This is a genomic window from Clostridioides sp. ZZV14-6009 (assembly GCF_020658095.1).
Taxonomy (GTDB): domain Bacteria; phylum Bacillota; class Clostridia; order Peptostreptococcales; family Peptostreptococcaceae; genus Clostridioides.
Map to the genome: position 1 here is coordinate 1 of NZ_JAGWDG010000026.1, position 15,060 is coordinate 15,060.

Below are 15,060 nucleotides of genomic sequence, written 5' to 3' on the forward strand. Positions count from 1 at the left end.
TCTGATGGTTGTTCTCCCTCTGGAGTTTGTCCGTCTGATGGTTGTTCTCCCTCTGGAGTTTGTCCGTCTGATGGTTGTTCTCCCTCTGGAGTTTGTCCGTCTGATGGTTGTTCTCCTTCTGGAGTTTGCCCATCTGATGGCTTCTCCCCATCAAATACTACATCTTTGCCATTCATTTCAGCAGCATAAGATACTATTGGTGTAAATGTAGTAAATGCCATACTCAAAGCGATGGCTAAACTAATTATACTTGATTTTTTAATTTTTAATTTCAAAATTCTCCTGATACTAAAAATATATATTGTATCTATCTAATATAATTCAAAATATTATATTATTGTATAGATTTGATTCCACAATACATCTTTAGCATGTTCAATTAGGGTCGTTAATCCTAACCAGTTCTCTAATGAACTTCTTAATATTTCTATTAAGCACAGACTATATCATTACCTAATAATTAGGTACTCCCCATTTCCCCACACTTGTAGGTACGAGATTTCTCTCTAGTCGTTGAAGTTTCTTCTTTTCGAAGCTTACCTGCTGATTATCCATTTTTAAGGCACTTAGGGTTTAACCTTATGCTATCTAACTAATTTTTTCTACTTTCGTAACCGTCAAGTATCTATCAAATAGATACTCTATCACACCTATCCTTATTTCATGATTATGTTGTGGTTTAGTTAGCTTTAGGAACTTCCAGCAATTAAAGGAGTTTTGGGCAGATGTTCTACCACTCTACACTCTTTATGAATGTAGGGAGCTATTTCAAAAATATATTTTATATCTATATTTACTATGATTTATGTACTTTATTATGTCTGTTTATATATTTTTGATAATTAAAAGTTACTCCTATTTATATTTATAGCAGGTTGCACTACTAACTCCATATATCCCTTAAGTGCCCAAATTTAAGATATACTTCACAGTTTCTATAAATAGGTTTTTGTAATTTTTATTTTTTTAATGTTTTGTTCAATGTTTTAACTCTTTAAGTGCACTTTTTATGAATGTATTAAAATACAAACTAATATTTCAAGATAATTTTTCTAATATAAGACAAAAATTCGTTTTTATACTAAAAAAGATACCATAGAGTATCTTTAAATAACACAAAAACTTTTACTCTATTTGGATAGTTGACTAAATTTAATTTAGATATGTCAATACAAATCACATATTTGAGCTTTACTATTTTTGTCTGATATAATTTTAATAGCTATTGTCATTATTATACAATATAGATGAATTTTTGTCTATTTTTTCCATCTTATTTGCACATCTTATCAATTTAACTTATATGTTACATCAAAAAACATCCTCAGAAGTAATTTTTAAGATTCACTTCTAAAGATGTTTTTATTATATGGCTTTACATTAATTAATTATTTTATTTTTAATCTTACATCACCTTTTATTCTTCTTATTAATGGGTGATTAACTGTTCTCATTACATGGTCAGTGATATGGTATACACCTAATTTTAATTTTGGTGCAGAACCCATTACTGTATTACTACAGTCAGTACAGTTACCTATTAATATAACTTCTGCTCCAGCTTTTTTAAATTCTATACATTTTTGAGCTTGTCCTGGACAGTGTCCTGGATTTTCACATTTTAATGCACCTTTTATTTCTTGAGCTTGTTTACATTTTTGAACTGATACTATATCAGTAACGCCCATTTTAGCTGCTATGTCTCTCATTCTTTCTTCGTTAGGTCCACATGCACAGACTAAAAGACCCATCTTTCTCTTTTCATTAACAAATGGCATAGTAACTATTATACCACCACTAGTTTTAGTTATTGGAGTATCTAAAGTAGTAGCTTTTCCTGTGAAAGGTCCTCCTAGGATTATTTCACCATATTCACCTTTTATTCCACCAGCTCTTTCAATTAATTCTCCAACAGTAGTTCCGATTGGCACATCTTCAAATACTATAGATTCTTTTCCACTGTTTAATTGACCAACTACAGTTATATTTTTAGATATAACTGGTCTTTTTTGCTCAACAGCTTCTACTATTCTAGTTAATGTTTCTACGTTTATTACTACTGCATTAGCTTCTGAAGGTAATTGAGTTGGCTCAAGTAATTTTCCTAGAACATCTCTTACTATAGCTCTTTCTTCTCCCATTGGGTACATATCAACTAGTTCAGCAACCTCTATATTATCTCCTGGTTTTATTACTTTTTTGAATGCTGCTATTGCTTCTGGATGTTTGCTCTTTATTGCTAGCATACCTTTTCCAGCATTAGTAACTTCCATAGCATATTTTATACCTTTGTAAACTATTTCTGGATTTTCTTCTATTTCTTTTATGTTATGAGCTAGTAAAGGTTCACATTCAGCTGCATTTGCTAATATTGTTCCACCTTTTAAATCTATATTTAATTTTATATGAGTAGGGAATCCTGCTCCACCCATTCCTACAACTCCAGCTTCTTTAATTAAATCAAGTATACTTTCTCCTTTTAATGGTTCAAAAGTATCATCTTGTGCTTCATCAGCTTCAATTACTATAGCTTGGTCATTTATTTCACTTATTTTTCCACTAACACTGGCATAAATATTTGCTCCTAATCCAGCTGGTTCTGCGATTAGAGTTCCTTTTTTTACTACATCTCCAACACTTACTACTGGCTTATCTGGACCACCAACGTGTTGTTTTAATAAAATAGAATATAGTTTGTTCAACTAGTACGCCCCCTTAAATATATTAATTTTTTTTATAAGCTGTTCAAATAATATTAATCTTGTTTTTCTATTACAAGACTTTAACATATTGTTTATTTCTATAGAACATATCGCTTATTATCAAAGCAATTTCTATGCCAACTTTTAAACAAAGTTATACCCTTTGAAAATACTATCTTACAGCGTTTGTAGTTCAATTTAATCATTTAAACTCAATAAAAAAAAGTCAATTATTAGACGCTTTTTTTACTGATTTAATCTATAATTATTGATATTACATACATGCATAAAAAAGTGTCAAAAAATAGACACCGTCTTTTTATCGACACTTTTCTAACATATACTATACAATTTTCCACAACACTACTAAAAATATACATTTATTGATTATTAATTTTTTGGTTTTTGTACTCCATTAGAATCAACTATGTAATTATCTTTATATAATAAATCAGATATTTTTACTAAGCTATATCCATCTTTTTTAAGTCGATTTATTATGGTATCCAAATAGTTATCTACATCATTTATATTAGCATGAAATAAAACTATTGAACCAGGCTGAGCTTCTTTTATTACTTTTTCAATTACATGATTTGGGCCAAGTTCTTTCCAATCTATCGAATCTACATCCCACTTAATTACTTTATAACCTAAATCTCCACAAATGTCCATAGCTTTATTGTTTACGTCTCCAAAAGGAGGTCTAAATAGATTGGTCTTTTTACCTGTTATATTAAATATTTTTTCTGATGTAGTTTCTATTTCTTCTGTTATATCCTCTTTTGATATTTCTTTTAAATTAGCATGAGTATTTGAATGATTTCCAATCTCATGTCCTTTTTCATCTATAGCTTTAACAATTTCTTCATTATCATCCACCCAACTACCAACTAGAAAAAAAGTAGCTTTTATGTTATGTTTATCTAAAATTTTAAGAATATCATCCATGTTATCAGTTCCCCAAGCAACATCAAAACTCAGAGCTATCTTTTTCTCATTTGTATCAACTCTATATATAGGCATTTTTGAGTTATCAGATTTAGAGCATACATATTTTATTCCATAAACAAGAGCAAATATTAATACCAATAACAATGAAAAAAATAAAACACTATATATTAAAGCTTTAGTTCTCTTAACTTCTCTTTTCATACTATTCCCCCTTTTAAATAAATTCTTCTATATTTAAAATTTATTTTTTTTTAGCTCAAAAAAGTACTGTAATATTTAATTTATAGGACAACAAATAAAAAAATAAACTCTATATTAGACCAACTAACCTCTTTAAAATACTACTTTTTTTAATTTTTTTATATTTTTTACATTTTTACCTTTATTTTTCTGTATATATTATTTTTATTTTGGAGAAATTAGTATTAACATCACATAAATAAAAGTGTTGTTAGACATCATAAACTAATTATTTAAGGAGGAAATTTACTATGTCAAATTCAAACAGAACAGTAGTGCCAGAGGCAAAAGCAGCTTTAAATCAAATGAAATTAGAAATAGCTAACGAAATAGGTTTATCTAACTATGAAAACATAGACAAAGGTAACTTAACAGCTAGAGAAAATGGATATGTTGGTGGATACATGACTAAGAAATTAGTTGAAATGGCTGAAAGACAAATGGCTGGAAAATAGATAGTAAATTTTGACACCTGGGTATCAACAGGGCTGCCGATTGGTAGCCCTGTTTTCTTGTCTTCATTTATAAAATTAATTTTATATAATTTGTTAAAGATTAATGATACTATACAAATTATTCTTTTAATTTTGTATAAATTAGTTTAATATATTATATATAGAAATAGTTTGACGGAGGATGATATTTATGTTTGAAAACTCATCTGAAGAATTAGCTTATCACAAACTTTTAATTTTGTATATATTGGAAAAAATTAAAATGGACTTAACTAATTCTCAAATAACTCAAGTAGTATTAGAGACTGAAATGATGAATTACTTTTCATTACAACAACTTTTATCTCAGCTTATGGAATCTAAGTTTTTGACTACATATAAAGACTCTGACAGAGAATATTATGCTCTTACTCAAAGAGGCGTAGAAAGTCTAGAATACTTTTTTAATCGAATACCTACTAGTGTTACTGAAAAAATAGACAAGTATATAGATTCTAATAAAGAAAATTTACTAGCAGATACTCAAGTAAAATCTAGCTTCGTAAAACAAAGTGATAATGAATTCATTGTCAATCTTAGAGTCATAGAAAATCAATCTAACTTAATAGATTTAAATCTAAATGTTTCATCAGAGAAACAAGCAAAACTTATTTGTAACAATTGGAAAAACAATGCATCTTATATGTATGCTGAAGTTATCGACTTACTTATAAGAGACATACATTAAGGCCTACAAACAAACTATAGTTGTAGGCTCTTTTCCTACCTTGATTACCTTTATTAATTTGTTATTTGCAGTTTCATAGACTTTAACTGAGTTCTCTTGAGTATCTGATACAAATAATAACTTTTCATCTTTAGATATTTCTAATCCCTGAGGAATTCCATCTATTTCAATATTTCCAATATATTTACTTGTTGTATAATCCAAAATTCTTACATTATTATAACCCAAGTCAGCAACATAAACTTTTTTCCCACTATAATTAAACCTTATTTCTACTGGCAATAAGAATTCATATAATACCTTTTTTATATCCATACTTACTTCATCAACTATTACAAGCTTTCCATCAAGTGTTGATATATACATTTCTTTCTTTTGTTTATCAAGTGCTATATGCCATGCTCTAAAGTCCATATTGATTTTCTTTTGTATACTTTTATTTATTGTGTCTATACATACTATCGAATTTATACATGGTACATATAGCTTTTTACTCTCTCTGTCAAAATCAAATCCATGTGGCATATTATCAACGCCAATGATTCCTATTGGATTTAATGTGTTTTTATCCAATACATATATGCTATTTGAATCTTCATTTGCTACAAATAACTCATTATCACTAAGCATAACTTGACTAAGACTTCCTCCTATAGAAACAGTATCAATTATTTTATCATTACTTAAGTCTAAAACATATAGTATTCCATTGCTCGAACTAGGTATGTATATCAAATTTTTTTCCTTTTCTATGCAAAAATGATGTGGATATATATTATCCTCTAATACTATTTCTTTTTCTAGTTCAAGCGTAGAATAATCAACTATACTAATGCTCTTTGATAGGTAGTTAGAAATATAGATTTTCATATAACCCCTCCTCTCTACAATACATATACTACAATAATATATTATTTTATTAGCTTGTATTATGCTTTATAGTTGCATTATTATACATATATTTGGTATTATTATTGATGTTGACACAATGAAATAATAATTAATGGAGGTCTTTTTTATGAAGGTTACTTTTAACCCAAGTGGTGTTTGTTGTAGAGAGATGTTTTTTGAAGTTGATGAAAATAATGTGATTGTTGATGCTGAGTTTATAGGCGGATGTAATGGAAATTTATTAGGGCTTAAGAGTTTAATAATTGGTCAAAATGCTCTTGAAATTGCTGATAAATTAAATGGTATTGATTGTGGAGGTAAAGGTACTTCTTGCCCAGACCAATTATCTAAAGCCATTCGTCAATCTATCTAGATATTGATAATATATAGTAATACACTCATCTAAAAACTGATTTTATTAAAAAAGGAGTTGTCTATTATTTTAGCCAACTCCTCTTTATACGTCTTTTATTTATATCTATGTATTTATTTTATAAGATTATAATTTTTTTACCAAAGTTCTTACTGTGCCTATCATATATAAAGAACCTGCACTTATTATAATATCATCCTTGTTTGATGTTTCCAATGTATAATTAACTGCATCTTCTATTTCATGTTTTGACGTTACATCACTTACATATTTTAATATTTTTTCTTTTAATATATCTGAATTTATAGCTCTTGGATTATTAGGAGTTGTCGTCACTACTTTGCTAAATTTAGGCATTAGTATGTCCAAAACACCATCAATATCTTTATCTTCCAACATACCTATTAATAAAGTTAGTTTTTTATCTTTAAAATGTTTATCAAGTGCTTTTGCTAAAGATTTTGCTCCATCTTCGTTATGTGCTCCATCTATTATAAAAATTGGACTTTCTTTTATCTTTTCTATTCTTCCTGGCCATTTAGTAGTTATGAGACCTTCTCTTATAGATTCTTCACTTACATTATCTAATTTTTTTGTATCTTTTAGATATTTTAGTACACTCATTGCCAATATAGAATTATTTATTTGATGTTCACCTATCAACATTATTTCAAGATTCTTATAAGTTTCTCCCATTACATTACAATCATACACTTGAGAGTTTATGTTTGATTTTTTTATATTTATATTGTCAAAATTAACTTCTATGTATTTTGCATTTTTTTCTTTGCAAACTGAATTTATAACATCCTTTGCTTCATTAGTCTGGTCATATACAACTACTACTCCATTTTCCTTTATTATACCAGCTTTTTCATATGCTATTTTTTCTATTGTATCTCCAAGTATTCCTGTATGGTCTAAACTTATAGATGTTATTACACTTACAAGTGATTTTGTTATTATATTTGTAGCATCATATCTTCCACCTAATCCAACTTCTAAAGCTACAAAATCTACTTTTTGCTCTGAATAGTAATAAAATGCCATTGCAGTAACTACTTCAAATTCAGTTGGATATGCATAACCTTGGCTTACCATAACTTCTATCTTTTCTTTTATTAAATCAATTATTCTAGCAACATCTTCTTGTGGTATATTCTCTCCATTTACTCTTATACGCTCAGTAAAAGTTTCTAGATATGGAGATGTGTATAGGCCGACCTTATATCCACTTTCTCTTAGTATATTAGAAATAAAAGAACACACCGAACCTTTTCCATTAGTTCCAGCTACATGTATTATATTTAAAGTTTCTTGTGGATTTCCCAACAGTTCTAATAATTTCCCAATATTCTCTAAACCTAATCTTATACCAAACTTATTGGTTTGTGATATATATTCTAATGCTTCTTCATATTTCATTATCTAATTCCCCCTGTATTGGCATTTTATTTTATGTTATCTAATTATAGTATATTTTTCACTTTTAATCTACTGACAAAGAATACATATAATCTAACACCTTCTACATTAAATTTGGTTCATAAATTTTTATTTATCTTTTGTATTTGTATATCTTTCTACTAATTCAGTTAATGTATATATGGAAACTAAGTCATATTTTGATATGTCCATATAATTAAATTTTAAATCAAATCTGTTCTCTAATTTTTCTAATAGATTAAAACAATTATCATAAACTAATCCTATCTCTTTATTAAAAAGGCTACATTGAAATAATTTTTCATTATCAGCTTCAGTATTTAAACACTCTCTAATAACATCAGCAACTTCCACAAGCAGAGCATTTTCCTTATCATATAAATCCACTTTAAAATCTGGAATCCTACTATACTTGTCTAAATCACAACTACTCCAACAATTTTTGGTTGCTAGAGACTCGAGTTTTTTATTTAACGCGTATATTGTTATGTTTGGCTCTTCTGACAATATTTTAGCTATTTTCCCAGTAAATTTTGCAGCTACATAACTATTACATTTTGGTGGTAATCTGAAAGAATTATTTATATCACAACTTATATATGAATTACTATCCATAACACATTGAACATCATATTTTTTATTGTACCAAAAAGAATTCTCTATATCCAAAGTAGAAGCCCTTACACCTATGACATTGTTAAACATAGCTGGATAACTCAAGTCAAAGTTATTAGCTAAGGAACATACTATTATCTTTCCTTTTCTAAACAATTCATAGCAAACTTCAAATAAGCCCTTAACACTTTCTACACCTATAACTGATAAACTTAAGCTAATCAGTCTTATATTAGTATCCAAAAGGTATTTTAATGCCTCTTCAAGAACCTTTATATTTGTAATACTATCTTTATTACCTAAAATTTTTATCACAAATAGCTCTACATCTTCATACTCCTTTTTGATTATTGATGCACAAGCAGTTCCATGACCATCTTCATCATCAAATTTGTCTGATATAAAAATATAGTCATGTATACATTCAAAAGCAATTCCTCCAACTAAGTTATCTTTTAAGTAATCATGTTCTTTATCTATTCCTGTATCTAATACTGCAACCTTAACTTTATTATTCATATCACATATATTCTCCATTACTAAAAGTTTTTAATATATCTACATTAATAGTTCATCTTAAACCTTAATTTAAGTGGCACAATTTATCTTTTAAATGCTCTATTTGTTGCTAAAAACATAAAATAAGTACACTATATACTTAATTTATCTTAATTATATCAATTATTGTCATTAAATTGTTAAATATTACGATAAAATTTTTAGATTTATATCACAATTTAGAATTATTTGTAAAAAGGGGATTGTCTTTTCTATTAGACAATCCCCTTGTATATTTTGTTATTCATTATTCACAATTAACTATTAATTATATTTCATATTTTGTAATTTAAATATTATATATCTTAATTTTATTTATCTAGGGGAATAATTATCTTTATATGTTGTACAACCCATTTAAGCACTATTCTAAAAATTAATATCAGTAAGTAATATTAAAAAATAATATTAAAAAACTATATTTTGTTAGTATCTAAAAAATCCAATCAAATAAAATTTCTCTTGCATGTTAAATAATACCACATACCTAATACATTATATCATATTTCAATAAATAAATTGCATAAAAGGAAATCTTTTAATAGAATTAAACTATTTATTAAATCATTACCATAAGTTCTACAGACTATAAGTGAATTTTTTGATACTTACATGCTACCATCTTAAGCATTGATATAACTAGCTAAAATAGCTATAATAAAATGAAGCAATTATTTATAGAATTTTATAAATATTCATTATTTTCAAGGGGTGATTGTATTTGAAAAAAGACATGTCAAAAAGAGAAATCTTAAAGGAAAGCTTTCTAGCATCAATCCCAATATTTCTAGGATATATTCCCTTAGGACTTATTTGTGGTATTATGCTTCAAAAAGCAGGTCTACCAGCCTTCTATATATTATTTATGTCATTTATAGTATTTGCTGGTAGCTCACAATTTGTAGCTGCTTCTATGCTCGCTTCAAATGGAAGTATTACTTCGATAATTTTAACTACATTTATATTGAATCTTCGCAACTTCCTAATGAGCTCTAACTTACATATGCACATAAAAAATAAGAACATGAAATTTTTAATGTATTTTTGTCATGGTGTTACAGATGAAACATTTGCTATAAACTTAGAAAAATATACTTATGGAAATTGGACTGATACACATGCTTTATACTTAAATAACCTTTGTATATTAGTATGGGCTGTAAGTTGCTTCGTGGGCGCATTTCTTGGAGAGATTGTTCATATAAGCGATTCTGTTGCTGGCTTTCTATTAACAGCTATGTTCATTACTCTAATAGTTAATCAAATTAAAAATAAAATATATGTACTTGTTTCTATACTTTCTATATTATTATCAGTAGTTTTATATACTTTCTTTAAGAATAGTTTAGTTATTATAATAGCATCTATTTTATCTTCTTTATTTGGTTTTTATATTCAAAAATTAACACATAGAAAGGAAGGCTACTATGAATAATAATTACATAATTATCGTTATCTTAGGCATGGCAATTGTTACTTATATTCCAAGAATTTTACCTATGATAATATTCTCAAAAAATGATATGCCTGAATCTATTAAAGATATCATGAAATTTATACCTATTGCTATACTTAGTTCACTAATAGCAAAAGATATTTTCTTTAATGGAGATAATCTATACCTTTCATTTACTAATCCTAAGATTATTTCAGGTATAATAGTACTATTAGTAGCTTATAAATTTAAGTCTATTGCAGTATCAATAGCTGTAGGTGCAATATCCATATTTTTATTTGGAATTATATTATAATACTATATACAACATATGATATAGTACAAAATATAAAATACATTATATTGAAGTTAATATTTAAAAATTAAATTAATACATATTATAATTAGCATACCTTACATATAAAACAATATTGATAACTGCTAAATTACCATTTTACATAATAAAGACTGTCTTAATATAGAAAAGTTCTTCTACATTAAGACAGCTTTGAATCAATAGCTTTGTGATGACACTAAATATTTTTTACCATATTTCTTTACCTTTTTCAAAATTAATACATTATATCACATAACAAGCTTGTTAGTGTTGCTTTTAAATCTTTGAGTCTGTACTTACTAATAGGTATAAATTTTTCATTAATAGTAATCATATTGTCTCCAATATCTTCTATTCTTCTCAAGTTAACAATGAAACTTGTATGACATCTAAAAAAGCCATTTTCACACAATAACTTTTCCGCTTGTTTCATACTCATATTAGCTTTATAATCTCTACCTGATGTATGTACAACTAAATCTCTCTTTACAGTTTCAACATACAAAATAGAATCTATCAGTATTCTGTTAAATCCTTTTTTGTTGTACAAAACTATATAACGTTCCTTCTTTCTTTGAAGGTTATCAATACAAAGATTTACACCCATTGCGAAATTACTATAGTCTATAGGTTTTACTAAATACCTATAAGCACGAACTTCATAACCTTGTGGGGCATACTCTGAAAAAGCTGTTGTAAATATAATCTCTACTTTTTCATCAAACTTTCTTATTTTTTTAGCCACCTCAATTCCATTAATATCTTTCATTTGGATATCTAAAAATATAATGTCAATTTTTTCTGGGTATTTGGAGAGTAAATCTTCTCCACAGGAAAATTCCAATATTTGATAATTTAGACACCTTTCAGACAACAGTTTTTCTGCAAACTCTTTTAGTATGCTTCTTTGTATTTTTTCGTCATCACATATAACTACCCTAAACATAATATCACCTCCAAATCTAAAATATCATTTAGTTTACTTTATTTCAATTTACAAACTGTATCTAGCTAGCTTTATATTTAAATTTTGATATAAATTTAAATTGTCGATTAAATTACTTATAACAATTATTTTTGATATATAAACTTATTTTTTGACAAATTTATATATTTTTTCAACTATACAACATAAAAAAATATAGGAAAATAAATGCAACATGTATTTATTATCCTATATTAAATATTATAATATATCAATTTTTTATTGATTATAAAGTTCAAAAATATAAAATTAATATAGTCATAATAAGATAAAAATATCATATATCTCTAAAAAATTATAACATCATATTTATCTACATAGAAAGAAAAACATACAAAGAATACATATTTAGTACTCTTTGTATGTTTTTATCCTACACATTTATTTTACTTTAGTTTTTAAATTGGCTAATCTTTCCTCAACAGACTTAATCATTTCTTCAAATTTTTCTTTTTTAGCTTTTTCTTCTTCTATTAAGCTTTCAGGAGCTTTTGCTAAGAATCCTTGATTTGCAAGTTTTCCATTAACTCTCTTTATTTCTCCCTCTAACTTTTTCATTTCTTTAGATAGCCTTTCAATTTCTTTTTCAAAGTCAACTAATTCATTAAGAGGTATGAATATTTCAACACCATCAATAACTACACCAACTGCATCTTCTGGTACATTTGATTTGTCTTTTGCTATCTCAACAGTTGAAGCAGATGCTAAAGTTATAAAATAATCCTTACCAAGTTCAATAGTTTCTATCTTATCTTCACTTGGTACTATTATCAATTTAGCTTTCTTAGAAGGTGGTACATTCATTTCTGCTCTCACATTTCTTATACTTCTTATACCTTCCATTAATAAACTCATCATTTCTTCTTCATCAGCCATATTATCTTCTTCATTATATTTTGGCCATTCAGATACTATTATACAACCTTCAACAGTAGGAAGATGAGTATATATTTCCTCTGTTATAAATGGCATATATGGATGTAATAATTTTAATATTTTTTCAAGTACATAAGTTAATGTATATAAAGCAGCAGACTTAGCGTCTGTATCGTCTCCATATAATCTAGGTTTAACCATTTCAATATACCAGTCACAGTATTCTGACCAAGTAAAATCATATATCTTTTGTAATGCTATTCCTAAATCAAATTTATCCATGTTATTAGTAGCTTCTTTTACAATATTATTGGCTCTTGATATTATCCATTTGTCAGCTAGAGTTAAATTATCTTTTACATTTTCTCTATTTATATTCTTAATTATCTCCTCATCAATATTCATAAATACAAATCTTGATGCATTCCACAATTTATTAGCAAAGTTTCTAGCAAATTCTACTCTTTCCATATAGAATCTCATATCATTTCCTGGGGAATTTCCAGTTGTTAATGTAAATCTTAGTGCATCAGCTCCATATTGCTCGATTATTTCTAATGGGTCGATACCATTTCCTAAAGATTTACTCATTTTTCTACCTTGAGAATCTCTTACTAAGCCATGAACTAATACATGGTCAAATGGCTTTTCATTCATACAGAACATACCTGCAAATGCCATTCTAACTACCCAGAAGAATATTATATCGTATCCTGTAACAAGTACACTTGTTGGGTAATAATAATCTAATGCATCTGTCTTATTTGGCCATCCTAGGGTAGAGAAAGGCCATAATGCAGAACTAAACCAAGTATCTAGTGCGTCTTCATCTTGTTTAAAATGAGTGCTTCCACATTTAGGGCATTTATCTGGCATTTTTTTAGCAACTACTATTTCTCCACACTCTTGACAATAGTAAGCTGGTATTTGATGACCCCACCATAATTGTCTTGATATACACCAATCTCTTATATTTTCTAACCATTGTAAATAAGTTTTATCAAACTTGTCTGGAACAAATTCTAATTCTCCTTTTTTAAGAATATCTATAGCTGGTTTTGCAAGTTCTTCCATCTTAACAAACCATTGCTCTGATAATCTAGGCTCAATTACTGTATGGCATCTATAACAAGTTCCTACATTGTGATTATGTTCTTTTATCTTGATTAGATATCCTTGTTCTTTTAAGTCTGCTATGATGGCTTTTCTACACTCAAATCTATCCATGCCTTCATATTTTCCACAAACTTCGTTCATAGTTCCATCTTCATTCATTGTATTTAATTGCTCAAGATTATGTCTTAAACCTACTTCAAAGTCGTTAGGGTCATGAGCTGGAGTCATCTTAACAGCACCAGTTCCAAACTCTAAATCTACATAACTATCTGCAACTATTGGAAGTTCTCTTCCTACTAATGGAAGTACTGCTGTTTTTCCTATTAAGTGTTTGTATCTATCATCTTCTGGATTTACAGCTATACCAGTATCCCCTATCATTGTTTCAGGTCTAGTAGTAGCTATTTCCAAGAAGTCTTCACTATCTTTTAATGGATATTTTATATGATAAAAGTTTCCATCCTGCTCTTCATGCTCAACTTCTGCATCTGATAAAGTAGTTTTACAGTCTGGACACCAGTTTATTATTCTATTTCCTCTGTATATATGCCCTTTTTCATATAGGTTTACAAAGAACTCTATAACTGCTTCATTACAACCTTCATCCATAGTAAATCTTTCTTTATCCCAATCACAAGAATCTCCTAATTGTTTAAGCTGATTAACTATTTTTCCTCCAAATTCGTCTCTCCATGCCCAAGCTCTCTTTAAAAATTCTTCTCTTCCTATTTCGTATTTAGTCTTACCTTCTTCTTTTTTTATTCTTTCAACAACTTTAACTTCAGTTGCTATAGAAGCATGGTCAGTTCCTGGAAGCCAAAAAGCTTCATATCCATCCATACGTTTCCATCTAATAAGTATATCTTGAAGAGTATGGTCAAGCGCATGTCCCATATGCAATTGCCCTGTTATATTTGGAGGTGGCATCATTATTGTAAATGGTTTTTTATCTGGGTTTGGTTTAGATTTAAAATACCCTTCATCCATCCATTTTTTATATAGCCTAGCCTCAAAATCTTTAGGATTATAAGTTTTTGATAAGTTCGTATTTTCCATTGTATTGCCTCCTATATTTTTATAAATAAATTTTTAAAATATTTTTGTGAATAAAAAAGAGCCTTTCATCCTCTTTTAAAAGGACGAAAAGCTCGCGTTACCACCTTAATTCCAAAGTTTAAAAATTCATCAACATATAATTAAATTAATAGTTAATGACAATCTTAATAACTTTGACTCTCAAAGAATTTAACGATTCTAACCGTCTAAACTTACTAATAGTTCAGTTTAGAAACTCCAAAGCTACATTCAGTAAACCTTATACTTAGAAAATCTTACAGCCAGTGAATTTTC

General features: G+C 27.7%; 12 protein-coding genes, 1 pseudogene, 1 riboswitch and 1 other annotated feature (1 of these 15 only partly in view). Of the genes and pseudogenes, 5 read left to right on the plus strand and 8 right to left on the minus strand.

The features are described from left to right. The 3 genes and pseudogenes from KGF36_RS18735 to KGF36_RS18745 form a co-directional block, all read right to left on the minus strand. Positions 1-275, minus strand: a pseudogene (locus tag KGF36_RS18735) (cell surface protein); the annotation flags it as partial. Positions 276-860: 585 nt separating this feature from the next. Next, positions 861-946, minus strand: a riboswitch (cyclic di-GMP riboswitch). A gap of 442 nt (positions 947-1,388) precedes the next feature. Next, positions 1,389-2,702: a proline reductase-associated electron transfer protein PrdC gene (prdC, locus tag KGF36_RS18740; RefSeq protein ID WP_227433704.1), complete on the minus strand. Its 1,314-nt coding sequence runs from the start codon at positions 2,700-2,702 to the stop codon at positions 1,389-1,391. Positions 2,703-3,092: 390 nt separating this feature from the next. After that, on the minus strand, positions 3,093-3,857 hold the full coding sequence (locus KGF36_RS18745; protein ID WP_227828319.1) for a polysaccharide deacetylase family protein: 765 nt from the start codon (positions 3,855-3,857) through the stop codon (positions 3,093-3,095). A gap of 290 nt (positions 3,858-4,147) precedes the next feature. On the opposite strand from KGF36_RS18745, the gene KGF36_RS18750 reads away from it, so the two are divergent. Both KGF36_RS18750 and KGF36_RS18755 read left to right on the plus strand, forming a co-directional pair. Continuing rightward, the gene (locus tag KGF36_RS18750; RefSeq protein WP_003422115.1) at positions 4,148-4,351 is read left to right on the plus strand and encodes an alpha/beta-type small acid-soluble spore protein; all 204 of its coding nucleotides are present in this window, start codon (positions 4,148-4,150) and stop codon (positions 4,349-4,351) included. Between the two features lie 190 nt (positions 4,352-4,541). Next, positions 4,542-5,078, plus strand: coding sequence for a DUF4364 family protein (locus KGF36_RS18755; RefSeq protein ID WP_009891708.1), 537 nt, complete (start codon positions 4,542-4,544; stop codon positions 5,076-5,078). A 3-nt stretch (positions 5,079-5,081) separates the two neighbouring features. On the opposite strand, the gene KGF36_RS18760 is transcribed toward KGF36_RS18755, so the two are convergent. Further along, positions 5,082-5,948, minus strand: coding sequence for a YncE family protein (locus KGF36_RS18760; RefSeq protein ID WP_227433702.1), 867 nt, complete (start codon positions 5,946-5,948; stop codon positions 5,082-5,084). A 148-nt stretch (positions 5,949-6,096) separates the two neighbouring features. Here KGF36_RS18760 and KGF36_RS18765 point away from each other — a divergent pair, with 148 nt between their 5' ends. Beyond that, entirely contained in the window at positions 6,097-6,342 is a 246-nt protein-coding gene (locus KGF36_RS18765) for a TIGR03905 family TSCPD domain-containing protein (RefSeq protein ID WP_227433701.1), read from the plus strand. Between the two features lie 126 nt (positions 6,343-6,468). On the opposite strand, the gene KGF36_RS18770 is transcribed toward KGF36_RS18765, so the two are convergent. Both KGF36_RS18770 and KGF36_RS18775 read right to left on the minus strand, forming a co-directional pair. Continuing rightward, on the minus strand, positions 6,469-7,767 hold the full coding sequence (locus KGF36_RS18770; protein WP_227854950.1) for a bifunctional folylpolyglutamate synthase/dihydrofolate synthase: 1,299 nt from the start codon (positions 7,765-7,767) through the stop codon (positions 6,469-6,471). 129 nt (positions 7,768-7,896) lie between these two features. After that, positions 7,897-8,922, minus strand: coding sequence for a S8 family peptidase (locus KGF36_RS18775; RefSeq protein WP_227854951.1), 1,026 nt, complete (start codon positions 8,920-8,922; stop codon positions 7,897-7,899). 760 nt (positions 8,923-9,682) lie between these two features. On the opposite strand from KGF36_RS18775, the gene KGF36_RS18780 reads away from it, so the two are divergent. Together KGF36_RS18780 and KGF36_RS18785 are read left to right on the plus strand one after the other, a co-directional pair. After that, positions 9,683-10,396, plus strand: coding sequence for an AzlC family ABC transporter permease (locus tag KGF36_RS18780; protein ID WP_227828316.1), 714 nt, complete (start codon positions 9,683-9,685; stop codon positions 10,394-10,396). Continuing rightward, positions 10,389-10,712 (plus strand): AzlD domain-containing protein, encoded by a 324-nt coding sequence (locus KGF36_RS18785; RefSeq protein ID WP_227433697.1) that lies wholly within the window; start codon positions 10,389-10,391, stop codon positions 10,710-10,712. Before KGF36_RS18780 ends, KGF36_RS18785 begins: the two co-directional genes overlap by 8 nt. A gap of 256 nt (positions 10,713-10,968) precedes the next feature. On the opposite strand, the gene rgaR is transcribed toward KGF36_RS18785, so the two are convergent. Both rgaR and KGF36_RS18795 read right to left on the minus strand, forming a co-directional pair. Next, positions 10,969-11,679 (minus strand): two-component system response regulator RgaR, encoded by a 711-nt coding sequence (gene rgaR, locus KGF36_RS18790; protein ID WP_227828315.1) that lies wholly within the window; start codon positions 11,677-11,679, stop codon positions 10,969-10,971. Positions 11,680-12,099: 420 nt separating this feature from the next. Further along, positions 12,100-14,766 (minus strand): valine--tRNA ligase, encoded by a 2,667-nt coding sequence (locus KGF36_RS18795; protein ID WP_227828314.1) that lies wholly within the window; start codon positions 14,764-14,766, stop codon positions 12,100-12,102. Positions 14,767-14,842: 76 nt separating this feature from the next. Beyond that, positions 14,843-15,060 (minus strand) — a binding site (T-box leader) (it continues 47 nt past the right edge of the window).

Bases quoted from the DNA above. Each gene is read 5' to 3' on its own strand.
- KGF36_RS18785 (WP_227433697.1), top strand. From the start codon at position 10,389: ATGAATAATAATTACATAATTATCGTTATCTTAGGCATGGCAATTGTT.
- rgaR (WP_227828315.1), bottom strand. From the start codon at position 11,679: ATGTTTAGGGTAGTTATATGTGATGACGAAAAAATACAAAGAAGCATA.
- KGF36_RS18765 (WP_227433701.1), top strand. From the start codon at position 6,097: ATGAAGGTTACTTTTAACCCAAGTGGTGTTTGTTGTAGAGAGATGTTT.
- KGF36_RS18775 (WP_227854951.1), bottom strand. From the start codon at position 8,922: ATGAATAATAAAGTTAAGGTTGCAGTATTAGATACAGGAATAGATAAA.
- KGF36_RS18745 (WP_227828319.1), bottom strand. From the start codon at position 3,857: ATGAAAAGAGAAGTTAAGAGAACTAAAGCTTTAATATATAGTGTTTTA.
- KGF36_RS18750 (WP_003422115.1), top strand. From the start codon at position 4,148: ATGTCAAATTCAAACAGAACAGTAGTGCCAGAGGCAAAAGCAGCTTTA.
- KGF36_RS18760 (WP_227433702.1), bottom strand. From the start codon at position 5,948: ATGAAAATCTATATTTCTAACTACCTATCAAAGAGCATTAGTATAGTT.
- KGF36_RS18755 (WP_009891708.1), top strand. From the start codon at position 4,542: ATGTTTGAAAACTCATCTGAAGAATTAGCTTATCACAAACTTTTAATT.
- KGF36_RS18770 (WP_227854950.1), bottom strand. From the start codon at position 7,767: ATGAAATATGAAGAAGCATTAGAATATATATCACAAACCAATAAGTTT.
- KGF36_RS18795 (WP_227828314.1), bottom strand. From the start codon at position 14,766: ATGGAAAATACGAACTTATCAAAAACTTATAATCCTAAAGATTTTGAG.